The sequence below is a fragment of the Arthrobacter sp. MMS24-T111 genome, assembly GCF_054888995.1.
Window position 1 is genome coordinate 4,182,457 of the sequence record NZ_JBTZRO010000001.1, and the last position, 22,428, is coordinate 4,204,884.

The 22,428-nt window shown below is 64.4% G+C and carries 18 protein-coding genes and 3 pseudogenes; 10 read left to right on the forward strand and 11 right to left on the reverse strand.

Annotated elements, in window-relative coordinates:
* Nucleotides 1-10: 10 nt before the first annotated feature.
* The 5 genes from ACX5I6_RS19465 to ACX5I6_RS19485 form a co-directional block, all read right to left on the reverse strand.
* Nucleotides 11-1,006, reverse strand: coding sequence for a metallophosphoesterase family protein (locus ACX5I6_RS19465; protein WP_461841556.1), 996 nt, complete (start codon nucleotides 1,004-1,006; stop codon nucleotides 11-13).
* On the reverse strand, nucleotides 993-1,955 hold the full coding sequence (locus tag ACX5I6_RS19470) for a metallophosphoesterase family protein (RefSeq protein ID WP_461841557.1): 963 nt from the start codon (nucleotides 1,953-1,955) through the stop codon (nucleotides 993-995). Before ACX5I6_RS19470 ends, ACX5I6_RS19465 begins: the two co-directional genes overlap by 14 nt.
* Before the next feature lie 202 nt (nucleotides 1,956-2,157).
* Nucleotides 2,158-2,637, reverse strand: a complete 480-nt coding sequence (locus ACX5I6_RS19475; protein WP_461841558.1) for a nucleoside deaminase — start codon at nucleotides 2,635-2,637, stop codon at nucleotides 2,158-2,160.
* 107 nt (nucleotides 2,638-2,744) lie between these two features.
* Entirely contained in the window at nucleotides 2,745-5,060 is a 2,316-nt protein-coding gene (locus ACX5I6_RS19480; RefSeq protein WP_461841559.1) for a hypothetical protein, read from the reverse strand.
* 743 nt (nucleotides 5,061-5,803) lie between these two features.
* Entirely contained in the window at nucleotides 5,804-6,784 is a 981-nt protein-coding gene (locus tag ACX5I6_RS19485) for a S8 family serine peptidase (RefSeq protein WP_461841560.1), read from the reverse strand.
* Between the two features lie 503 nt (nucleotides 6,785-7,287).
* On the opposite strand from ACX5I6_RS19485, the pseudogene ACX5I6_RS19490 reads away from it, so the two are divergent.
* Both ACX5I6_RS19490 and ACX5I6_RS19495 read left to right on the forward strand, forming a co-directional pair.
* A pseudogene (locus ACX5I6_RS19490) lies at nucleotides 7,288-7,422 on the forward strand (DeoR/GlpR family DNA-binding transcription regulator); the annotation flags it as partial.
* 150 nt (nucleotides 7,423-7,572) lie between these two features.
* Complete coding sequence (locus tag ACX5I6_RS19495) at nucleotides 7,573-7,875, forward strand: YciI-like protein (protein WP_461841755.1); 303 nt, start codon at nucleotides 7,573-7,575, stop codon at nucleotides 7,873-7,875.
* Between the two features lie 30 nt (nucleotides 7,876-7,905).
* Here the strand turns inward: ACX5I6_RS19495 and ACX5I6_RS19500 are convergent, their stop codons facing one another.
* Both ACX5I6_RS19500 and ACX5I6_RS19505 read right to left on the reverse strand, forming a co-directional pair.
* Entirely contained in the window at nucleotides 7,906-8,385 is a 480-nt protein-coding gene (locus ACX5I6_RS19500; protein WP_461841561.1) for a nucleoside deaminase, read from the reverse strand.
* On the reverse strand, nucleotides 8,382-8,888 hold the full coding sequence (locus ACX5I6_RS19505; protein ID WP_461841562.1) for an SRPBCC family protein: 507 nt from the start codon (nucleotides 8,886-8,888) through the stop codon (nucleotides 8,382-8,384). The genes ACX5I6_RS19500 and ACX5I6_RS19505 overlap by 4 nt, the downstream gene beginning before the upstream one ends.
* Nucleotides 8,889-9,090: 202 nt before the next feature.
* Between ACX5I6_RS19505 and ACX5I6_RS19510 the strand changes: the two genes are divergently transcribed.
* Nucleotides 9,091-9,657: an HNH endonuclease gene (locus ACX5I6_RS19510; protein ID WP_461841563.1), complete on the forward strand. Its 567-nt coding sequence runs from the start codon at nucleotides 9,091-9,093 to the stop codon at nucleotides 9,655-9,657.
* A gap of 27 nt (nucleotides 9,658-9,684) precedes the next feature.
* Here ACX5I6_RS19510 and ACX5I6_RS19515 read toward each other — a convergent pair whose 3' ends face one another.
* From ACX5I6_RS19515 to ACX5I6_RS19525, 3 genes are all read right to left on the reverse strand, one after another.
* On the reverse strand, nucleotides 9,685-10,566 hold the full coding sequence (locus ACX5I6_RS19515; protein ID WP_461841564.1) for an SAM-dependent methyltransferase: 882 nt from the start codon (nucleotides 10,564-10,566) through the stop codon (nucleotides 9,685-9,687).
* Nucleotides 10,567-10,674: 108 nt separating this feature from the next.
* Complete coding sequence (locus ACX5I6_RS19520; RefSeq protein ID WP_461841565.1) at nucleotides 10,675-11,730, reverse strand: 2,3-butanediol dehydrogenase; 1,056 nt, start codon at nucleotides 11,728-11,730, stop codon at nucleotides 10,675-10,677.
* Nucleotides 11,731-11,744: 14 nt separating this feature from the next.
* The gene (locus tag ACX5I6_RS19525; protein WP_461841566.1) at nucleotides 11,745-13,544 is read right to left on the reverse strand and encodes an NAD(P)-binding domain-containing protein; all 1,800 of its coding nucleotides are present in this window, start codon (nucleotides 13,542-13,544) and stop codon (nucleotides 11,745-11,747) included.
* Between the two features lie 170 nt (nucleotides 13,545-13,714).
* Between ACX5I6_RS19525 and ACX5I6_RS19530 the strand changes: the two genes are divergently transcribed.
* A complete protein-coding gene (locus ACX5I6_RS19530; protein ID WP_461841567.1) occupies nucleotides 13,715-14,995 on the forward strand; it encodes a GAF domain-containing protein in 1,281 nt (426 codons plus the stop codon).
* Between the two features lie 134 nt (nucleotides 14,996-15,129).
* Nucleotides 15,130-15,183, forward strand: a pseudogene (locus ACX5I6_RS19535) (hypothetical protein); the annotation flags it as partial.
* Nucleotides 15,184-15,341: 158 nt separating this feature from the next.
* On the opposite strand, the pseudogene ACX5I6_RS19540 reads toward ACX5I6_RS19535, so the two are convergent.
* A pseudogene (locus tag ACX5I6_RS19540) lies at nucleotides 15,342-16,016 on the reverse strand (MFS transporter); the annotation flags it as partial.
* 42 nt (nucleotides 16,017-16,058) lie between these two features.
* On the opposite strand from ACX5I6_RS19540, the gene ACX5I6_RS19545 reads away from it, so the two are divergent.
* The 5 genes from ACX5I6_RS19545 to ACX5I6_RS19565 all read left to right on the forward strand — a co-directional run bounded on the left by ACX5I6_RS19545 (nucleotide 16,059) and on the right by ACX5I6_RS19565 (nucleotide 22,003).
* Nucleotides 16,059-16,925, forward strand: coding sequence for a ribokinase (locus ACX5I6_RS19545; protein ID WP_461841568.1), 867 nt, complete (start codon nucleotides 16,059-16,061; stop codon nucleotides 16,923-16,925).
* On the forward strand, nucleotides 16,922-17,434 hold the full coding sequence (locus ACX5I6_RS19550; protein WP_461841569.1) for a GNAT family N-acetyltransferase: 513 nt from the start codon (nucleotides 16,922-16,924) through the stop codon (nucleotides 17,432-17,434). Before ACX5I6_RS19545 ends, ACX5I6_RS19550 begins: the two co-directional genes overlap by 4 nt.
* A 213-nt stretch (nucleotides 17,435-17,647) precedes the next feature.
* The gene (locus ACX5I6_RS19555; RefSeq protein WP_461841570.1) at nucleotides 17,648-18,124 is read left to right on the forward strand and encodes a 4-hydroxythreonine-4-phosphate dehydrogenase PdxA; all 477 of its coding nucleotides are present in this window, start codon (nucleotides 17,648-17,650) and stop codon (nucleotides 18,122-18,124) included.
* A 579-nt stretch (nucleotides 18,125-18,703) separates the two neighbouring features.
* Complete coding sequence (locus tag ACX5I6_RS19560; RefSeq protein ID WP_461841571.1) at nucleotides 18,704-20,074, forward strand: DNA cytosine methyltransferase; 1,371 nt, start codon at nucleotides 18,704-18,706, stop codon at nucleotides 20,072-20,074.
* Between the two features lie 27 nt (nucleotides 20,075-20,101).
* On the forward strand, nucleotides 20,102-22,003 hold the full coding sequence (locus ACX5I6_RS19565; RefSeq protein ID WP_461841572.1) for a GmrSD restriction endonuclease domain-containing protein: 1,902 nt from the start codon (nucleotides 20,102-20,104) through the stop codon (nucleotides 22,001-22,003).
* Nucleotides 22,004-22,428 lie beyond the last annotated feature (425 nt).

A 22,428-nucleotide genomic window follows, 5' to 3' on the forward strand; every position in this document is an offset into this window, starting at 1 on the left:
CGGGCAGCGGTCAGGGCGCGGAGCGCGAACCCGAGTCCGTGCTCTGCCCGGTGGTCGGAACGAAGGTCCAGTCGAAGGACCCGTCGCCGTGCAATGTCAGCCGCAGGAACCCGTGGGTGTCGCTGAACCGTTTGGCAATGTACTTCGGCTTGCTGGTGAACGGCCGCAATTCGATGCCGCCGGTGGATACCTGGAATGCCGTCATCCCGTCATCAACGCACCTGTCCGCATTGTTCACCGGGCAGGACCGCTCGTAGTTGTGCTGGGACCCGGACAAGGTCAGCCGGACCCGGTACTTCCACATCACATCGATCCACGGCTTCTGGTCCGCGGCCCGCCCGTGCTCCGCCGTGTCGGAGGTGTAGTAGGGCTCGTGGTACACGACGGCGAGGTGCTTGCCGGCGTCCTTGGCCGCGCCGAGGTCCTTGTCCAGCCACGTTGTTGCGTCCGCGGCCGCTCCCTTGTCGTACCGCCACAGTGCGGACGACAGGAAAACGACGTGCCAGTTGCCAAAGTCCTTCGAGTACGGGTCCCCGTTTGCAATGAACCCGCGCTCCTGGTTGATCGCGGACTTCTCGGGCGCCCCGGGGCATTGGCCGTTCATGAAGTTGTCCAGGTCTTCGTTGCGGCCAGGTTCCCAGTCGTGGTTGGGGGCGGACACCCAGTACAACTTGGGCAGGGTGCCTCCCCACAACGACTTCCAGTACTTCACATAGCCATCGCAGTTGCCGGTGTCGTATTGAAAGTCCCCCAGCCCCAGGAACCCGTCAACCTCGTTGGTTTCCACCAGTTTGGCGATCGCCGCACCGTTCCGGCCGGACGGGCTGCCGGGGTCCACGTCACCGGCGGGGTTCATATCCCCCACTGCTGCAAGGCGGACGTCCGGTACCGGGGATGGTGGGGGTTTTGGCGGGCTGGTACAGCCCGCCACTGAGAGGGCCAGCAGGACGGCGGCAACGGCTGCCGTGAACGGGGCGGCGGGGATCGGGGTTTTACGGTGCGGCACGCGTACCGGAGTCCGTGCTCGAACCCGAGGTTGGAACGAAGTTCCAGTCAAAAGACCCGTCGCCGCGGAGGGTCAGCCGCAGGAACCCGTGGGTGTCGCTGAACCGCTTCTCGATGTAGGACGGACTGCTGGTAAACGGGCGCAGCCCGATACCTCCCGTGGAAACCTGGAACGCGATCATCCCGTCCGGCACGCACTGGTCGGCGTTGTTCACCGGGCAGGACCGTTCGTAGTTGTGCTGCGACCCGGACAGGGTCAGGCGGACCCTGTGTTTCCACATCACGTCAATCCACGGTTTGTGATCGGCGGATCGACCATGTGCCTCCGTGTTCGACGTGAAGTAGGGCTCATGGTAGACGACAGCCAGGTGCTTACCCTCGGCCTGGGCAGCCGTGAGGTCCTTGTCCAGCCACCCGGTCAGCGCCCAGGCCTGCTCCGTGTCGTATGTCCAGGGCGCGGAGGACAGGAATACGAAATGCCAGTTCCCAAAATCCTTCGAGTACGGTTGGCCGTTGGCGATGAATCCGCGTTCCTTATTGATCGCGGCTTTCTCAGGAGCTCCAGGGCACTGTCCGTTCATGAAGTTGTCCAGGTCTTCGTTGCGGCCGGGCTTCCAGTCGTGGTTGGGGCTGGACACCCAGTACAGCTTGGACTTGGTGCCGCCCCACAAGCGCGTCCAGTACTTCACGTAGTCATCGCAGTGCGCGGAGTCGTATTGGAAGTCCCCCAGCCCCAGAAACGCATCAATCTCGTTGTTCTCCACCAGCTCGGCAATCGCGGCACCGTTCCGGCCGGAGGGTGTATCGGCAGCGCCTGTCCTGACGCCGTTCATGTCCCCCACGGCAGCGATCCGGATCTCACCAGTGCGGGGTCCGGATGCCGCCGGTGCCGGCTCTTGGGCGCACCCGGCGGTGGAGGCTGCAAGGAGGATGCCGGCAATTGCGGCCACACGCCGGAAGGGTCTGCGGCGAGGGAGCGCTGCCTGCATCCGATACCCCCTTCAAGGAGCCTGGCCGATGGCCGGCTTGCGAAGAACGGCCCGGCCGATCGGTACCTCTGATGGTCCTAAGGGCCGGACGGGCTGTCAAGGGCCGGACGGGCCGTTAAGGGCAAGACGGGCGGAACGGCTCGCCGAGATGGCCGCCCATCGCTTATTCGGCGATGTCCTCCGCCCAAAGGTCGGGCTTGTCTGCCTGGAAGGAGCGCATCATGTCCACGCAGCGCTGGTCATCCAGGACCAGCACCTCAACCCCGCGTGACCGCAGAAGCTCCAATTCGCCGTCGAACGTCTGTGCTTCCCCCACTACCACGCGGGGGATCTTGAACTGGATAATGGTTCCCGCGCACATGGCACAGGGTGCCAGGGTGGTGTAGAGCGTGGTGTCCCGGTAACTCTTCTGCCGGCCCGCGGCACGGAGGGCGGACATCTCGCCGTGCGCGATCGGATCGGCGTTCTGGACCCGTTCGTTGTGCCCGCTGGCGAAGACCTCGCCGTTCCGGGCGATCGCGGCCCCGATGGGGATCCCGCCGTCGGCCAGGCTCCTCCTCGCGGCTTGGTAGGCGGCCTCGAATGCCTGAAGATCGTTGCTGTCCGGTGCCGGCGCGGCGAATTCATGCTGCTCGTGGGCCATGGCGTCATTCTTGCACGGGCTGTTCCCCGCCTATGGGTTTTCACGCTCCGCACAGCAGACACGGACCCCGCCCAAGGCGGGGTCCGTGTCCACCGGACGATCAGTCCCTACTGCGCGGTTCCGGCGATGAAGTAGCCGGAGATGTCGGCGATGAGGTCGGCAGTGCCCGGTGAGTTGTTCTGAAGGGTGATCCGCCCGTTGGTGCCCACCGGGACCGTGACCGAGTTCGGGATGGTCTCTCCAGCGACGAAGTTCACGTTGGACGTCACCGGGACCGTGGTGCCGGAGGCGTACGCGATGATGTGGCCGGCGGCCTGGGGCCGGGTCACGGTGAGGTTGAAGACGATGGCCGAGACATTCGCCGGGACCCCTGCAGTCCCCGCGGCCTGGAAGGACACCGGGGAGAACGCGCCCGCCGGGGCGGTGTTACGGGTATCCAGGAGCCGGGTCGGGGCCACCGGCACGAACGCTCCCGGAACGGTCGGGCTTCCGGCGATATAGTAGCCGGAGATGTCGGCGATAAGGTCGGCAGTGCCCGGTGAGTTGTTCTGAAGGGTGATCCTCCCGTTGGTCCCCACCGGGACCGTGACCGAGTTCGGGATGGTCTCTCCAGCGACGAAGTTCACGTTGGACGTCACCGGGACCGTGGTGCCGGAGGCGTACGCGATGATGTGGCCGGCGGCCTGGGGCCGGGTCACGGTGAGGTTGAAGACGATGGCCGAGACATTCGCCGGGACCCCTGCAGTCCCCGCGGCCTGGAAGGACACCGGGGAGAACGCGCCCGCCGGGGCGGTGTTACGGGTATCCAGGAGCCGGGTCGGGGCCACCGGAACGAACGCTCCCGGAACGGTCGGGCTTCCGGCGATGTAGTAGCCGGAGATGTCGGCGATGAGGTCGGCAGTGCCCGGTGAGTTGTTCTGAAGGGTGATCCTCCCGTTGGTCCCCACCGGGACCGTGACCGAGTTCGGGATGGTCTGCCCGGCGACGAAGTTCACGTTGGACGTCACCGGGACCGTGGTGCCGGAGGCGTACGCGATGATGTGGCCATTGGCCTGGGGCCGGTCCACGGTGAGGTTGAAGACGATGGCCGAGACCTTCGCCGGGACCCCTGCAGTCCCCGCGGCCTGGAAGGACACCGAGGAAAACGCGCCCACCGGGGCGGTGTTACGGGTATCCAGGAGCCGGGTCGGGGCCACCGGAACGAATGCTCCCGGAACGGTGGGCACAGGAGCAACACCCAGCGCCCTGTCGGCGAACCAGTAGCGTTTGGCGATATGGTCGCTGGCCAGCACAACCAGGCCTGATGCGCTGGTCACGGGCTGCTTGCTGCTGGTGACGTTATTCATGTTGGGCGAAGCCGGGTCCTGGATGACGGGGGTACCGCGGCCGGACGCGAACACCGGGTTGTCCATGGAGGCGGTTTTTTCGTAAATGCTGCCTGCTGCTCCCTCGTAGGCGCAGCCGGTGGCCGAGGTGGCCGGCGCTGTCTGGAACGCGTGCACGAGGTTGTTTTCGGGGTCCAGCACGATCTGCGGGCGCGTCGCGCAGTCGCCGGTGGTGGAAATCGTCGACTTGGTAAAGGCGCCCGTGCCTGGCTTGAAGACGAGCAACATGAGTTGTGGAAGCGTGGGGTCTGATGAGACGGTGTCCAAGCTGGTCTTGACCGCCGCGAAAACCCGGCCCGAGGAATCGGCCTGAAGCGCTTTAAGGTTGAGGTGGTCGTCGGCCTGCCCGTTGCCCTTGATGGCCGGTTGGACGTTCCAGGACGATGACGATGCCGGAGCGGTTCCGTCGGTACGCGTTGCCCACCACACGGTTCCGGTGAGCTGGTCGCTCCACATCACCCCGATTTTCTTGGCCCCGTAGGCCACGACAGCTGAGATGTCATCCGGTGCCGGGTGCGGATTGGAAACCGGGAGGACGAAAGGCTTGGACCAACTGGTTCCGCTCGCGTTGGTGTTGTTCACGTAGACGGTGTTGGTGTACCCGGAGGTCGAATCGCCGCTCACCTGTGTCCAGGTGGCCCAGATGGCGCCTGTGCTGTCCTCATCGATCGTCATCGACTCGCTGCTGTTGTTGGTGATGACTGACGGGAATCCACTGTCCAGTGTGTATTTTCCCGCGGCGTAACTGTACCGGTAAAGGTATGCGGGCTGCCCGGACAAGGACGGCTGGGGCGCCACTTCGGTGGACAGCGTGACAACGTGGGAGGCGATGTACAGATGAGTGCCGTCCCACAGCGTGTCCGACAGGGTACTGGGACGGCTGTCATTCAGCAGGCCGGTGTCCACCCACGTCTCAGTGCCACGGTCCAGCCGGTAGATATGCCATCCGCTGCCGGACTTCCACATATCCGCCCACCACGAACCGTCATTCCACCAGAGCTTGCTCTGGGGTTTGTCAGATGTCGGAGGATTTGCCACGGTTGAATAGCTGATACTCGGATGCCCGTATGCGGTGTCAGCCACCGCAAGGCCCGAAGTAGCAAGGACACTCCCGGCCAGTACAGCAGCCAAGGCCAGTAACTGGGCCAACCATCTAACAGAACGCTTCATCGTCATCTCTCCCGGACTGATCGGATCATGCAACGCCACACCCCTTGAGGCAGGGCATGGCACCAGCTCTCATCCGGTCACGCTCCGGGCTCAAACCCCCCAGCGCCAGTCAGCCATCAGCCGCGGCCGGTCAGCAGAGCCTATAATCCGGTCCAAAACCCGTCACCAGTAGCAGGTACTCGACTCTGACCGGCAGGTACTCCTGCTATTCAGCAGCTTGCTGATTATGTACCTGCTTAAGCCGCCGTTCTGGGTGCTGCCCGGGTCAGGAGCTGGAGCTGGGACGTGGGCTCCGCAAGTCTTCAGAACCTCGTTACGGCATGCGCCAGGTGCAACCCCACCAAGCGCGCAAGGTTCCCGTCTCCGGGCCAGCCGCCCAGGATGGAACGACGACGGCGTGGCTACCTTCCGCCGTCGGGCTTGCTGAGCGTGAAGATCCCGTAGCGCATGGCACCGGTGCAGTAGGCCAGGATCAGGCGCGGGATGCTGAGGACGACGACGCGGTTGCGGGCGCGAAGTGCCAGCCGGCGAGCGCAGGCCGGCCAGGTGCGGGCGACCCGGCGGCTGACATCCTCATGGCCGGTGATCTCAAACCCGGCCGCCGGGTGAGGTCAACAACCAATTGCCCCGACCACCCTGCAGGCGTTCACCCTCCCGTGGGCCCAATCAGTCCCGATGACGCCTACGGGGTCGGTGGTTGATTCCACCTTGGCGCGGATGTCTGAGGCGGTGCCGCCGGGGTTGGTGCTGCGGGCGAGCGCGGCGACTGCGGCAACAATCGGTGAGGCCATCGAGGTTCCGCTGCCGATGTCATACCCCTGGGAACGGTTGTACTCCCTGGCGAGGACGAACTTGTGGTTGGGGAAGGTGGAGTAGACGCTGACCCCCGGCGCGGCAACATCCACCCAGGCGCCATAGGTGGAGAACGACGCCTTCTTGTCGTTGTTGTCCGTTGCCCCTACGGCAATGACGTTCGGGTAGGCTCCCGGGTAATTCATGCTGGTGTTCCCGCCGTTGCCGGCTGCGGCAACCAGCACCACGCCGGCGTTCCAGGCGTTGTTCACCGCGGTTTGCAGGGTGGCTGACGCACCCACCGCCAGGCTCATGTTGATGACCTGGGCGCCATTCTTGACGGCCCAGTTGATGCCGTTCGCAAGGCCTGAGCTGGACCCTGCTCCGGTGTCGCTGAGGATCTTGCCGGCCAGGATGCTGCATCCCGGGCACACGCCGGCCACGCCAATGCCGTTGTTGGCGGTGGCCGCGACGATCCCGGCGACGTGGGTTCCGTGCCCGTAGTTGTCGTCGTTGCTTCTGGACGTTGTGTAGTTGACCCGTGCCACCACCTTGGGGGTGATGTCGGGGTTGTCCAGGGCGACGCCGGAATCGAGGACAGCCACCTTGATTCCCGTGCCGGTGGTGACGGTCCAGGCTTCCACGGCGTCCACGTCGGCGTCAGGGATCCCCGCGGGAACCGTCACCGTACCGTCGGTATTCGTGAACGATTGTCCTGTGTTCTGCAGGGCGTACTGGCGGGGAAAGTAGGTGTCGTCCGAGGCCGGAGTGACCACGTAGTCCGGTTCGGCGTACTCCACCACCGGGTTCCGTGACAGGGCCTCGACGGCTGCAGCTCCTTCCCTGCCGGCACGGTAATCAGGTGCGCGCCGGTGCTGCCGACGTCGGGGCCATCGGTCAGCCCGTGCGATCTGAGGGCGCCTGCGGCTCCGGCCTTATCGCGGAACTTGACCAGGATCTGCCCTTCCGTGATGGCCGGGCCGGGCGCGGCGTTGCCTGGGACTACCGCGCCCAGCAGGCTGCCAATAACCAGGAGAAGGGTGGCGAAGCTCGCCAGCACAAGCTTTTTCATGGGGTAATCTTCCGCGCACACGGGCCGGGTGGATAGGGGGAAAGGCCCCTTGATATGTTTCCGGCAACACCGGGCAGCCGCGAGCAGGCAGGGCAGGAAGGACGACGGCGGCACTTGCGTCCCGCCGTCGTCCGTCCCTCGTTGCCGGGTGTCCGCTCGCCAGCAGCTACGGGTGCACCAGCACCTTCACCGCCGTGTCCTTGTGGTTGATGAGGGTGTCGGAGACCGGGAATGCTCAGCGCAAACGCGCGGCCCGAGGAGATCTACCACCTTGCCGTGACCACTGGCCTCGCGTCCGCGGAGGAGCTCTCGGCGAAGTCCATGGTGACGGCGTCCACGTTCCGCCGCGATCTGGCTTTGCTGAACGACACGCTGCTGGAGCTGGCCGAATGCGATGGCATCGAGGTGGACTGCCTGGGCGGCCGGTGGCTGCGGTTTCCGGTGGTTGAGCGTGTCGAAACCCCGCGTAGGCTACTTCTACACCTCGCCACACCCCTGACCGGAATGGAGACCCGCATGCATGCCGTGCTCGAATACACCTACGCCGACGACTACCTTGAGAGCCGCGAACAGTACCGCGCCGACCACCTCCGGGCGGGGTGGGAAGCAGTGGAACGCGGCGAGCTTCTGCTGGGCGGAGCAGCGGGCGAAGGCCCCTTCAAGGGATTGCTGATTTTCACCGGCGAGAACCCGCTCGAGGCCGCCAAAGCGTTTGCGGAAGCGGACCCCTACGTCATCAACGGCGTCGTGACGTCGTGGACCGCCAGCCCGTGGACCACGGTATTGGGCAACGAAGCCGCTTCACCGGTCCATCCCTAGACGTGACTGTTTGGCCACACTGACCTGAACCTACTCGGCGATGTCCTCGGCCCACAGCTCCGGCTTGTCGGACTGGAACGAGCGCATCATGTCCACGCAACGCTGATCATCCAGGACCACCACCTCAACCCCGCGTGCGCGCAGGAGGTCCAGTTCGCCGTCGAACGTGCGCGCCTCCCCCACTACCACACGGGGGATCTTGAACTGGATGATGGTCCCCGCGCACATGGCACACGGGGCCAGCGTGGTGTAGAGCGTGGTGTCCCGGTAGCTCTTCTGCCGGCCGGCGGCGCGGAGCGCTGACATCTCGCCGTGCGCGATCGGATCGGCGTTCTGGACCCGTTCGTTGTGCCCGCTGGCGAAGACCTCGCCGTCCCGGGCGATCGCAGCCCCGATGGGGATCCCGCCCTCGGCCAGGCTCTTCCGGGCGGCCTGGTAGGCGGCCTCGAATGCCGGAAGGTCCGTGCTCTCCAGTGCCGGCGCGGCGGTTTGGTGCTGTTCGCGGGTCACAGCGGGGACCTTACGTCGTCGTGTGCGGCGATGGACTCGGCGATCCGTTTGATTGCCTCGAGTGTTTTCGGGATGCCGTCCAGCGCCTGCTGGGTGCGGTCGGCGATCTGCGCGTCGGCGTCTGCGCCGTACTTTTCTCCGAACATGGCGATCCCTTCGGGCAGGAATTCCCAGGACTCGGTGAGGACGGTTCCCGTGCCTGCCGGGGTGAGGGTGAAGCCCCAGCGGACGTATTTGCCGCCCACCACCCAGGCGAACTCGCGTCCGCGGTCGGCGGCCACCACCTGCGAGCGGGTCTCCCAGGTCCGGTGCGGGAGCTCGTTCCGCCCGGTAAACCAGGCGCCCACCTGGCCGGCGCTGGTCTCGTCGTCCCACCAGCACGCTTTGCAGACGGGGCTCCACTCACCGGTGCGGGTGACGTCGGAGACCAGGCTGTAGAGGGTCTCGGCTGATGCGTTGACCGTGACGGAATCCTGGTGTTGGCGGGGGCTGCTCTGGTTCATGGCTCCATCCTTGCAGACGGGCACTTCTCCGGCCGGCTTCGCACCAGCAACTGATCCCGGGGAGGAAGAGAACCCGGCGCGGAAGCTCGGCAAAAACTGAGCCAACCCTGAGGCACCGGAGTGCACCCTGCTTATACGCTTTCCTGGACACCCGGGACCAAGGGATTCCGGGCGACCACACTTGGGGGAATTTATGCCGGAAATGGGCCGGATTTATTGGACGCGTCAGGGGCTACGCCTGGCGTATTCGGCGGTTCTGCTGTGGCTCGCCTTCTCGGTGCTGACGGGCTTGATGGCGAAGGCGGCGCCGGTTGGCGGGGCGGGGGTGGCCGTCGTCGCTGACGCATTTCAGGGCATTCTGGGCCGGGTTGGCTCCGCAGCAGTGCTTCCGGGGGCAGCCGCAGCGGTCCTGGCTATCGTTGCGGCCGTCATGACGAGCCGGGATGTCCGACGCCGGGATCCGGTACGCCGTTTCACCCGCCAGCAGCGCCGCGAAGGGATGGCCCGCGCTGGCGGCCTGTGCGAACTGGAAGCGGGCTTCGGGCGTCGCTGTGGGCGCCCCGCCGAGCATGGCGACCACTTCTACCCGTGGTCCAAGGGCGGCTCCACCAGTCTCCAGAACTTTGTTGCCGCGTGCGCCAGGTGCAACCGCGCCAAGCGGGCGAGGATCCCGTCTCCGGGCCAGCAGCGCCGGATGGAACGACGACGGCGTGACTACCTTCCGGCGTCGGCCTCAGTCCGCGTGGGCGAGCGTCAGCCGCTGCCCTGAACCCAGGGCCGGAGCGCGATCTTCCGGTCAGTCGGCTTCGGCTGAGCCGCTCGGCCCGGTTTGCGTACTGTCCGCCCCGGCCTTGGCGAGCGTGAAGATCCCGTAGCGCATGGCACCGGTACGGTAGGCCAGGATAAGGCGCGGGATGCTCAGGACGAAGACGCGGTTGCGGGCGCGAAGGGCCAGCCGGCGCATCTCGGGATCCACGAGCAGGGCCTTCACCAGCCGGCGAGCGCAGATCGGCCAGGTGCGGGCGACGCGGCGGCTGACATCCTCATAGCCGGTGATCTCAAAGCCGGCAGCCGTTGCCATTGCCTCATATTCTTCGCGCGTGCCCATCGAGGGCAGGCGCCCCTCGCGGCAGATCGGCTCCAGAAGGTGGCGGACCTTCCAACCGCTCGCATCGGTCTCGGCGAGCCACGCGCAGATGACGAACTGTCCGCCTGGTGCCAGCACGCGGTGCGCCTCGGCGAAGAACCTGGGCTTGTCCACCATGTGCTCGCTCGACTCGATGGCCCACGCGGCGTCGGCGGAGGCGTCGGCCAGCCCGTTGTCGAGCCAGTCGCGGACCTGGATGTCCACGCCGGCCACGGGGTGCGCGGCGGCATAGTGGGCCTGCTCAGCCGACAGCGTGAAGCCGGTGACACTAACCCCGCGCATCACCGCAAGCCGCCGCGCGGTGGAGCCGTAGCCGCAGCCGATGTCCACGCACGCCTGGCCGGGTTTCAGGCCCAGCCGGTCGCCGACAGAGTCCACCAGCGCCTCGACGGCCTCGGCAGGTGTCTCGCGGCCCGTCGTCCACAGTCCGTGGTGGACATGCTCGCCCCATACCCGGCGGTAGACGGGATCGAGCTCGTCGTAGTGATCCGCCACCGCCACGGCGTCCTGGGAGATATCGGGGACGATCACGCCCCGACCCTACAACGGCGCCTCAGCGCGAAGGAAGGGACGGACGACGACGAAACTCCCCTTCCGCCGTCGTCCGTCCTCGCGTGCCGGGCGTCTACCCGCCAGAACCTACGGGTGCACCAGCACCTTCACCGCCGTGTCCTTGTGGTTGATCAGGGTGTCGAAGCCCTGCTCCACCAGGTTCTCCAGCGCGATCCGGCCGGTGATGAACGGCTTGAGGTCCACCTTGCCCTCCTGCACCATCTTGATGACCGCGGGGTGGTCGCGGACGTAGGCGATGGTGCCGCGCAGGTCGATCTCCTTGAGCACAATCTTCTGCATGTCGATGGTGGCGGGCGCGCCCCAGATGGACACGTTAACCACCACGGCGCCGGGCCGGACGGCGTCGAGCATGGTGTCCAGCACCGCGTTCACGCCGGCGCATTCGAACGCGACGTCGGCCCCGGTGCCGCCGGTGAGCTCCCGCACCCGCGCCGGGACGTCCTCCTTGCTCGGGTCCAGGACGTGGTCCGCCACACCGCTTGAAGTGGCCTTCTCCTTGCGCGCCTGGGTGAGCTCGCTGATGATCGTGGTCACCCCCATGCCCTTCAGGACCGCGGCGGTGAGCAGCCCGATGGGCCCGGAGCCGCCCACGAGCGCCGTGTCGCCGGCCTTCACGCCGCTGCGCGCCACCGCGTGGTGCGCCACGGACAGCGGCTCGATCAGCGCCGCCTCATCGAGCGGGATGTCCCCGATGGGGTGCACCCACCGCTGGTCCACCACGATCTTCTCGCTCAGCCCTCCCCCGCCGCCGGACAACCCGATGAAGCCCATCTGCCGGCACAGGTGGTAGCTGCCCGCCTGGCACATGTCGCAGCTCCCGTCCACAAAATAGGGTTCGACGACGACGTTGTCCCCCTTCGCCAGGCCCGTCACCCCTTCCCCCACCTCGGAGACAGTCCCGGAGAATTCGTGCCCCAGGGTCACCGGGGATTCCTCGTGGGACAGCGGGTGCGGGTGCCCGGGTGCCGGGCAGAAGATGGGCCCTTCCAGGTATTCGTGCAGGTCGGTGCCGCAGATGCCGCACCACGCGACGTCGATCTTCACCGTCCCCGCCCGGAGTTCCGGTTCCGGGATGTCCTCGATGCGGATGTCCTTGCGGGCGTGGAATCGTGCTGCCTTCATGATGGGTTCTTCCTTTAGCGGGTGTGGTGGCTGGGCTGCACTTCGTACACCGGCGTCTCCAGGCGCTCCATCCGGGCTTTGAGCTGCAGGGCCAGGTAGGAGGAGTAGTGCCGGCTCTGGTGCAGGTTGCCGCCGTGGATCCAGAGGTTGGGGACGTTGGTTGGTTTCCACATATTGCGCAACTCCCCCTCCCATGGGCCAGGGTCTTTTGGCGTGTCTGAGCCGTATCCCCAGCATTTGCCCACGCGGTCGGCGATCTGAGGCGAGACCAGGTCCGCCAGCCAGCCGTTCATGGACCCGTACCCGGTGGCGTAGACAATCAGGTCCGCCTCCAGCTCGGTCCCGTCCGCCATCACCACGGCGTTGCCGGTGATCTTGGAAACCTGCCCGGACTTCAGCTTCACCCGCCCATCGATGATCAGCTGGGAGGCGCCGACGTCGATGTAGTAGCCGGAGCCGCGCCGCAGGTACTTCAGGAACAGGCCGGACCCGTCCACGCCGAAGTCCAGGTCGAACCCGGCGGCCTCCAGCTGGGAGTAGAACTCCGCGTCCCGTTTGGCCATCTCCTGGTACACGGGCACCTGTGCCTCGGGCAGGATCCGGTACGGCAGGGACGCGAACAGCAGGTCGGCCTTCTCGGTGGTGACGCCGTTGGCCAGCGCCTTTTCCGAGTACAGGTCCCCCAGCGCCAGGTCCATCAGCGATTCGCTGCGGGCGATGTGGGTGGAGGAGCGCTGGACCATGGTGACGTCGGCGCCGTGCTCCCAGAGGTCGGCGCAGATATCGTGCGCGGAGTTGTTGGAGCCGATCACCACGGCCTTCTTTCCGGTCCAGTCCCCGCCGCCGGGGTGCTGGGAGGAGTGCCGCTGCTCGCCCAGGAAGGACTGCGCGCCGTCGAACGCGGGGATGTTCGGGTAGCCGGAGACGCCCAGGGCGAAGACGAGCTGCTTGGGCCGCAACGTCACAGGCGACCCGTTGCGGAGGACGCTGACCGCCCATTCCTGCGTGCCGTCGTCGTACTCCGCGCCCACGCACTCGGTGCCGGACCAGTAGTTCAGCTCCATGATGCGGGTGTAGTGCTCCAGCCAGTCGCCGATCTTGTCCTTGGCGGCGAAGACGGGCCAGTCGTCCGGGAACTTCAGGTACGGCAGGTGGTCGTACCAGACGGGGTCGTGCAGGTGCAGGGACTTGTAGCGGTTGCGCCAGGAGTCGCCCGGGTTCTGGTTCTTCTCGATCACGAGGGTGGGCACGCCCAACCGCTTGAGCCGCGCTGCGAGGCCGATGCCGCCCTGCCCGCCGCCGATGATCACGCAGTAGGGCTGCTCCTCGTAGCCGAGCCGCGCCGCCTGCTCCTCCTTGAGTTCCTTCCAAGAGCGGCGGCCGCGGACGATTTCGTGCGCCACGCCCTGTTCGCGGCGAGCGCCCTTCTTCTCCTCGAAGCCCTTCAACTCCTGCATGGTGGTGAGCAGCGTCCAGCATTTGCCGTTCCGCAGCCGGAGATGGCCGTAGCCACGGGCGGCGCCGGTCTCGAACGTGATCCAGGCTTCCACGGTTCCATCTGGATCGGCGCTGCCCGTGGCGTCCTCGGCGAGCGCCCAGTTGGCGGGCTGGACGTGGTCCAGCGTCGCCTCGAGCATGCGGCGGATGTCCGCCTTGCCTTCCAGTGTTTTCAGGTTCCAGGTGAATGCCACGAAGTCGCGCCAGTAGCTTTCATCCTCAAAGAGGTCCAGCGCGGCGTCCACGTCGCGGCGCTGCAGCGCGCCGTCCAGGCTGGCCAGCCAAGCCTGCGTGGCGGCGGTGGGTGTTTCGGTCATCTCCACTCCTTTGTGTGCGGTCCCTCAGGTGGTCCGGGCGGCCCCGTCCGCCCGGGTCACTGCGGTATGCTGGGGCGGGCGTGAGCTGCATCACTATTGGAACGTGGCGGGGGTAACAAGCGCGTTACACGGGCACTGCCGGCAACGATGCCGGCGGTGAGGAGGAGACGGTGGACTACGGCCTGAGGTTTTCGGACCCGGCGAAGTACGCGCGTGCCCTCCGCCGCGCACACGAGCTGGTCATTTCGGGTGTCCCGCGGCCGGAGATCCCGGTGCCGCTGGCGGAGTCGTGGCGGCGGTCCATGGCGCTGGGCATCAGTCCGGACCAGCACAGCCCGCGGCACCTACACGATCCGTCGGAGGTGCACCAGCTGCGGCGGGAGCACCGGCTGCAGCAGGTGATGCCTGCGCTGCAGGACCTGCTGGCCGACGATTCCAGTTCCGGCCGGCACCTGCTGGTGCTCACCGACGCCGGCGGCGAGATCCTGTGGCGGGTGGGCAGCCGGGAGGCGCTGCGGAGGGCGGACCGGCTGGAGTTTTCCGAAGGGGCGGACTGGTCCGAGGCGGGGATCGGCACCAACGCCATCAGCGAGGCGCTGGTCACCGGCGGTCCGGTGCAGCTGTTCTCCGCCGAGCACCTGGTCCGCACCCACCACGAGTGGGCCTGCACGGCTGCGCCGATCACGGACCCTTTGACGGGCGGGTTGGTGGGCGTGCTCGATGTTTCCGGACCGCTGGACACCATCAGCGCGGACACGTTGCGGATGGTGCGGTGCGCGGTCCGGGTGGCGGAGTCGCTGCTGGGAACTTCCGACGGCGGCGCCTCCTTGGGTGCGTCGTCTTCCGTTCGTGCGTCCCGGCAGGGTGTCCGCCGGGCTGAGGTTGCTGTTTCGTCGCTGGAGCTGCTGGGTGACCGGCCTGCCGCGGTGCTTGCCGACGGGAGCCGGGTACCGCTAACGCTGCGCCGGGCGGAGATCCTGGCGCTGCTGGATTCCCGGTCGCAAGGGTGGAGCGCCGAGGAACTGGCGTACGAGCTTCACGGCGACGCGGGCACGCCTCAGGCCATCCGCACGGAGATGTTCCGCGTCCGCGCGATGCTGGGCGACGCTGTGGAGTCGAATCCGTACCGGCTGGCTGCGGGCTTGTCCGGGTGTTCGGATTCGGGGAGGGTACTGCGGCTGCTGCGCGACGGCCGGGTGGCCGAGGCTCTGGAGGCGTACACCGCTCCCCTGCTTTCGCGATCCGGGGCCTTGGCCGTGCAGTTGCTGCGGGACCAGCTGGACGTGGCCGTGGGGTCGGCGGTGCGGGCCAGTGGGAGTGCCAACCTCCTCGTCCGATGGTTGTCCACGGATATGGGCTCCCGAGATCCCCGCGCGGTGGAAGCCCTCGGCCAGCTTGTGGGACGCGCCGATGCCCGGTACCTCGCGTTTCGCGCATCCTCCGCTAGTTGAACTGACGGACCTGGGGTCAGTAGAAGCTGCTGATGGAAGGAGCCGGTGGCCGCCCGGCCCGGCTCACCGCTGCGCGTGGCGGTGTACTCGCGGATTGCAAGGCCGTCCGCAACGACCTCGTTACTCCCGGCTCCATGATCCCCAGGGAAACCGAACTCGGCGCCGACATAAAGGTCAGCCGCACCATGGTCCCCGAAGCCCTTATGCTCCTCGAGGGGGACGGCCTCATCAGGGCGCACCGCGGCGTCGAACGCTTCATCTCGGACACACTTCCCCGCATCGGCATCCAACGCATCCGCCCCTTCGATAAGGTTCTCGCCGGCGCCCGCCAGACGCTCGAGGTGAAGCCCCACCAGTCCATGGCACCCCGCACCCCCACAGGCCGTCCGGCGGGCACCAGCCGGAGGATGCAGACGGCGGCGATGGCGGTGAGGACCAGGACAACGACGAAGATGGACAGGAAGCCGAGGGTCTCGGCCATGAGCCCGCCCACGTACCCGTCCACGCCGCCGACTCCCCCGTTGATGGCGGCGATGATGCCCACGGACGTGCCGAAGACCTTGGCCTGCAGGTTCTCGCTGAGCACGATGTAGGCGAGCGCGAACACGGCGCTGGAGACTGCAGGAAACGCCCGGTGACCAGCAATGGCAGGGTGGGCGCGGCGATGCAGAGGATGGTGTCGGCGCCCATGACGCCCAGGACCAGTAGCAGCGCGGCGCGGCGGCCGATGAAGTCGCTCCACCGGCCGATCACGGGCCCGGCGATGGCGCCGGCCAGGAAGAACATGGACTGGACGGGGGCGGCGCTGTCCGCGCTTTCTCCGAAGTCCGCGGCGATCTGCGGGGCAGCGCGGGGGTGCCATGCTGGCGTTCAGCTGGAAGGACAGCACGCCCAGCAGCAGGGTGGAGATCAGCAGGGCGGCGCGGCGGCCGGAGAGCCTGGCCGCGTCGTCTTGGGAAAGTACGACGGCGGTGCCTCCTTCCGCGGGAGGCGCGGCTTCGGCAGGGGTGGGGGTGTTCAAATCACTCCTTTGTTCGAGCAGAAGGGATCGTATTTGACTCCCATGAACACAACACGTCCTGCCGTCACCGTGGTCGGCAGCATCAACCTGGACCTGATCGCCGCCGCCGAGCGGCTTCCGACGGCGGGCGAAACCATCGGCGGCGCCGTCCTGTCCGAGCAGCCCGGCGGCAAGGGCGCCAACCAGGCCGCGGCCGCGGCACGGCTGGGCGGCAGTGCCCGGATGGTCGGCGCCGTCGGCGAGGACGCGTCCGGGCAGCGGATGCTGGAGGCGCTTGCTGCTGCCGGCGTGGACACCTCTGATGTTGCTCAGCTGCCTCAGCCGACCGGGACGGCGCTGATCGTGGTGGACCGCGACGGCGAGAACCAGATCGTCGTGTGCCCGGGCGCCAACTCGCATCTGTCGCTGGACGGAGTGGTGTTCGGTCCGGAGGAGACGGTGCTGTGCCAGCTGGAGGTCGGACTGGATGTGGTGCTGGAGGCAGCCCGGAAGGCGCCGGGCTTCTTCGTGCTGAACGCGGCGCCGGCCATGGACCTGCCGGCGGAACTGCTGGAGCGCTGCGACCTGGTGATCGTCAATGAGAGCGAGTATGCCCTGATCCCTGCCCTTGCGGAGGCGAAGCTGTTGGCGGTGACGTATGGCAGGGACGGCTCGGCAATGTTCGAGCGCGGCCGGAAGGTGGCCGATGCGCCGTCGGCTGCTGTGGCGGTGGCGAACACCGTGGGCGCGGGCGACGCGTTCTGCGCCGCCCTGGTCCTGGCACTGCAGAGCGGGATGGACTACGGGCGGGCGCTGGCCGTGGCGAACGCCGTGGGCGCCAATGCCGTAGGCGACCCGTCCTCGCAACCGGACTTGGCACAGCTGGGCCACTACGTGGAGCGGACCGCTGCTGCTGGTGCTTCCTCGTGACTGTCACTCTGCCGTTGACTGTCACCTTCCGGCGGGCGGTGCCGGTGGACTTCCCGGAGGTCCGGCGGATCACTCGCGACGCCTACCTCCGGGCCGGGCACTTCGCCGCCGACCATCCCTACATGAGCATGCTGGAGAACGTGGAGCACCGCGCCGAGCACGCGCAGGTATGGGTGGCGGAGACCGCCGGCAAGGTGGTGGCCGCGGTAACACTGACCTTCGCTGCTGAGCAGTACATCGAAATTGCGCAGGACGGAGAGTTGGAGTTCAGGATGCTCGCGGTGGACCCGGCGCACCAGGGCGGCGGCGTAGGCCGGGCCGTGGTGCGGGAGATCGTGGAGCATGCCCGGCAGTTGCCCGGTATCCAGGCGATCAGCATCACCAGCGCCACGTTTATGGAACGCGCCCACGCCCTTTACAGGTCACTGGGCTTCCGCCGCGCACCGAACCGTGACTGGTACGTGCCGGGCGAGGATGTGCTGCTGTGGGTATTCCGGCTGGAGTTTTGAGGCCTAGAAAAGCCCCTGGGCGGCATCTAACTGAGCGGACGCCCCGTTTCGCGATGCTAACCAACCATTTATATGCCTACACCTTTTGCGACTGTACGAGGTCGGTGAAGGGCGATTTCCCATTCTGTGCAAACAACTCAGCATGGCAAGCCGCTTCTACAGAATTCACTGCGCCCGAAGACAACTCCTTGCAGGCAACGTCGCGAGAATGCCGTGCTTCGAGTCGCCACGGCGGCCCTACAGACCCACAGCCTTCCTCGGCCAAAGTCACTCAACCCCCTGGGCGAGGAAGCGGAGAAGATGGAGCCCGGTGTGAAGGCCGCCCAGGCTGACGGCATCAACGCCGTGGGCCCGCTGCCGGCGGACACGCTGTTCTTCCTGGCCGGCCGCGGCGACTACGACCTTGTGGTGGCCATGTACCACGACCAGGGCCACGGCCCGGTGAGGGTGCTGGGCATCGAGTCCAGCGTGAACATCACCGTGGGCCTGCCCGTGATCCGCACCTCCATGGACCACGGCACCGCCTTCGACATCACCGGCAAGAACATCGCCAATTCCCGCTTTATAGCGGAGACGCTCCTCCACCATCCGCCGCAACTCGCGCGGACAGGCTGGCCCGCACCTACGGCCCACCGGGGATGTGCTGGGGCGAAAGCGCATGATCGCCCGCTGGGCCGCGTCTGCCAGTAGCCCAACAAACTCCGCCGAACAACCGAAGTTGGGCCGCCCGAGCAGCCCACATGAATGCCCTATGGATCGGTCAGCCCCTAGAGAATGCTGACGCCCGGGGACTCGGTCCAGTGAACGCGCTCTGCGAATATTGTTGAGAGGCGTGAACGTTCTGCTCAGAAACCTGGTAGAAATCCAGATCTGCTCCTTGCAGAATATGAAGTTGTCGCAGCGGTCTGCGGATACCTTCGTGGCACTGGTTGGGTCGTCAAGGTTTGCAGGCATCTACCAAACACAGCGACGACAACGTGGCCGGGAAGGGCGAACGACGGCTCGACATTGGGTCCAAGGGCGAGGAAAGGTCGGAGGCACGTACCCCGCGGTCCGGAAGCCCCTTCACGCCGGGTCGGCCCGAGACCATTTCCTGGTTCGTTCCGCTCGCATGAGAACGGCCATCCATGACCTGAGGGGTGGGGTATGCCGCAGCATAGTTCGTCGAACTGATGCTTGGAGCCAGTCAGCGTGTCGCTGGCCACTCATCAACGCCGTTGTCTTAGCTCACGGATATAGTGGACGACGAACCAGTTGAATAGGGGGGAAGTGACCGAGGCTGCAACCAGCTTTCGCTTTATTGATCTCTTTGCAGGGCTCGGAGGCTTCCATGTGGCGCTTCGCGATCTTGGCGGAGAAGCAGTATTTGCCGCAGAATGGGAACCCACGCTAAATAAACTCTATAGGTCTAACTTCGGGCTGAGCCCCTGGACTGACGTTAACACGCTCACGACACCCGAAGTAATCGCCCAGGCGATTCCTGACCACGATATTCTCACCGCTGGATTTCCCTGCCAACCATTCTCAAAAGCTGGCGAACAACTCGGTTTCGAGCACACGCTCCAAGGCGAACTGTTCTTTAAAGTCTTTGACATCCTGAACGAAAAACGACCGCGTCGTTTCATACTTGAGAATGTGCCCAACATCCTTCGTCATCGCGGGGGCAAGACAAAAGAAACTATTGTGGCGAAGTTGGAGGAAATAGGATACACGGTAGCAATCCATCGGTTTTCTCCTCACCAATTCGGAATTCCACAGGTTCGCGAGCGCGCCTATTTCGTAGGATCACTCGAGGGGCTCGATGATTTTGCGTGGCCAGAAGAACACAAGGAAAAGACAGATATCACATCTGTACTGCACAAGCCCGGCCGCCAAGCTCGTTCAATCCCCGAACAAACTTTGCGCGCCATTGACATGTGGGATGACTTTCTCCGTCGATCCCCTGAAGGTGTCAAGCTCCCGTACTTCCCAATATGGTCAATGGAGTTTCGGGCAAGTTACCCTTACGAAGAGGCAACTCCCTCCGCACTGTGGGCCGAAAACGGCAGTAAAGGGTTATCCAACTTTTTGGGTAGTTTTGGCAGACCATTAGCTAGCATGTCTAAGGACGAGCAATATGCACGGCTGCCAAGCCATGCCCGACGTGATAACGATTACGAATTCCCCGAGTGGAAACGAGGGTTCATTCGGCAGAACCGAGCATTCTACAGTGCCAATCGGTCCTGGATTGACCCCTGGCTTGAAGAGTGGCAGCCGTGGCAACTTCCGTCCAGTTTCCAGAAATTTGAATGGAACGCACAGGGCGGTGTACGCAAAATTGATCAGTATGTTCTTCAGGTGCGCGCGTCTGGCATTCGTGTGAAGCGGACGTCAACGGCGCCCAGCCTTATTGCCATGACCAATACCCAAGTACCAATATTGGGAGCAGATATCGCGGGAGAACGTCGCTACATGACGCCGACGGAATGCGCAGAATTACAAAGTCTCGCTGGCATCCAGTTACCTGAAAACGAGATTATCGCTTATAAGGCCTTGGGCAACGCCGTCAATGCCCGGGTGGTGGCCGCGATCGCCGCTCCGCTCCTAAAGGGCATTGCATCGGACTTGCAGCCCGAGAGCGAAGTATGCACGGCAGCTTAATAAACAGAGGGAAGAGGAGGGCGAGCAATGACTGTAGCTAATGAACTCGAGGATGGGGTTACTGATGAACTTGCGACACAACTTGAGGGTGATGTAGCCGAGATTCTTGCCGCATTGTCGACCGCAGTCGACACTCCTTCAGACTTCGATCAAACTGCTGCCCCCTTCGATTCAAACGACGTCAGTTTTAACGACGGACTCTGGATGACAAGGCTTGCTGAGGTCCAAGGATGGTTCCACTTCGAGGATTATTTACCCGGCGATAACACCGCAAACTTCCTTCGCGCCCTAGCCCGATCACTGGGCTTCACCGACACGTCAGAAGCTCTTGATTCCTCTGGTGGTATTCCGCGACTTACTACTGAGGCGCTGGACCGGCTTCGCGTGCGGGCGGAAGCAGCTGCCCGACTGCAGCAAGTGTTTCTCGATGAATTTGAGTCCGAAGATGGAACCCGAAATTCTGCGACACGAGTTTGGGTGGCAGCTTGGGAAGACGAAAGTGACCTAAGGGAGGAAGCACCGGTAGAACCAGTTTCTGCCAAGGCTGATACCTGGAAAATTGAAGAGTTTATCGGGTTAGCCAAAGAGCAAGAACTGAACCTGGCCCCTTCTTACCAGCGTGGCGACGTTTGGCGCACCGGCGCGCGCCAAATGCTTGTAGAATCGATATTGCGCGGCATACCGCTGCCCTCAGTAATTCTTCTCATGCCTTCCGACGCTCAGGACCAACAGTACGAAGTCGTCGACGGAAAGCAACGGCTAACTTCAATTCTTCGTTTCGTAGGAAAACACCCGCTAGCGATTGAACGTGTTGAGCGCGCACATGACCAATTCCCGGAAAATAATCTACGCGAGCTTTTCAACACCAACTACCCCAAGTTCAAAGCGGCCTGGAAAGCTCTTTTTCATGAGCCGCTTACAACGGCACTTGAGGAGGAGTACTACTTTCCGTTTAAGCTCCGCACGGACGAACGCGGGCTTGCTGGTCAATGGCTGATGCCGTTGAGGGGTAAGTACTACACCCAGATAAAGGATGAAGTCATACGAATTGCTGACAATGATGTCCCGGTCCGTCGCGTTTTTGAGGGACACAGCGACTACCGCATTCCTATCATCCTGTATAGCCGGGCAAATCAGCGTCAGATACATGAGGTTTTTAACCTATATAACAAGCAGGGAACGCACCTAAATGCTGAAGAGATCCGCAATGCCATTTTCCACGAACTGGAGTTCACTCGTGCGATTTTGGTGTCTGCCGGTGACTCCGATCCCCGGGCAGACATAACTAAGATTGCCCCATCCCTTGAAAGCAATTGGTCCAACATCCAGCCGCTTCAGGAAACCCTTCGCGGATACGGATTTGGAGCTTCTCGGTACAGATGCACCAAGGTCCTGTCGTGGATCGTCGCCTCGCTCCTCGGCGAAAGTCGAAGTGAGACCTTACCCTCAACAGCAAAGCATATCGACACGTTGCTCCAACGGATTCAGAATAATCGTCAGGATCCCCTGAGGAACCCAGATGTCATTGGTGACTTATTCCATTGGCTTGCAGAGTCTGTAGAGATTCATGCCGCCAATACTGAACTCTGGTCTTCCAAGTTCCGTGACGGTGGCAGCGGCGCCAAGTGGCAAGAACTCCAGCTCGTCGGTAGTTTGCTCGGGATCGCCATTGCTAATGCGGCCGACCCGGAAGGCATCGAACGACGAGTATACGAACACGGGTCAGAAATTTACGAGGCGAGCAAGCTGTGGAAGCGACCCACGAAAACGCAGACGAGAACCCAATGGGAATTTATCGCAAAGGTATCTCGGGACATCGTACGTCTGCTGCAGGTGGAAGAAGCCAGTGCGTCAGCTGCCATTAGCGCACGCTTTGGATCCTCTGGCGTTGACTCACTATGGGCGGTCATTGACGATGGCGACAACTGATCAAACCGGTGAGGTATTGGGTGATACCGAACGGGTGTACATGGCTCCTCCTTCGACGGAGGATACGTGGTGGTCTCGGTATGCTGCCAGGCTGACTCCCCTTACCAGCACGGCACAAAGGGTACTCACGGCCGACTGCCAGTACATTGTGAACAATGGAATCTTTGGTGCAGACGAACCCGGTTCCGAGAAGTGGCCAACAAACAGAGTCCGGCGTGGGCTGGTTATGGGGTCTGTACAGTCGGGTAAGACAGCATCAATGCTTGGAGTCGCTGCGCTAGCGTTGGATCACGGCATCGATGTGGTGATAGTCCTTGCGGGTACCCGTCTTTCACTTTGGCGCCAAACATACGGCAGGTTACGCTCTCAACTTGACGATGGGCCCGACTCCATCGAGAAAGAACGCCGACGCCTACTCCTTCCAC

Bases quoted from the DNA above. Each gene is read 5' to 3' on its own strand.
- ACX5I6_RS19505 (WP_461841562.1), bottom strand. From the start codon at position 8,888: ATGAACCAGAGCAGCCCCCGCCAACACCAGGATTCCGTCACGGTCAAC.
- ACX5I6_RS19525 (WP_461841566.1), bottom strand. From the start codon at position 13,544: ATGACCGAAACACCCACCGCCGCCACGCAGGCTTGGCTGGCCAGCCTG.
- ACX5I6_RS19565 (WP_461841572.1), top strand. From the start codon at position 20,102: ATGACTGTAGCTAATGAACTCGAGGATGGGGTTACTGATGAACTTGCG.
- ACX5I6_RS19510 (WP_461841563.1), top strand. From the start codon at position 9,091: ATGGGCCGGATTTATTGGACGCGTCAGGGGCTACGCCTGGCGTATTCG.
- ACX5I6_RS19495 (WP_461841755.1), top strand. From the start codon at position 7,573: ATGCATGCCGTGCTCGAATACACCTACGCCGACGACTACCTTGAGAGC.
- ACX5I6_RS19475 (WP_461841558.1), bottom strand. From the start codon at position 2,637: ATGGCCCACGAGCAGCATGAATTCGCCGCGCCGGCACCGGACAGCAAC.
- ACX5I6_RS19520 (WP_461841565.1), bottom strand. From the start codon at position 11,730: ATGAAGGCAGCACGATTCCACGCCCGCAAGGACATCCGCATCGAGGAC.
- ACX5I6_RS19545 (WP_461841568.1), top strand. From the start codon at position 16,059: ATGAACACAACACGTCCTGCCGTCACCGTGGTCGGCAGCATCAACCTG.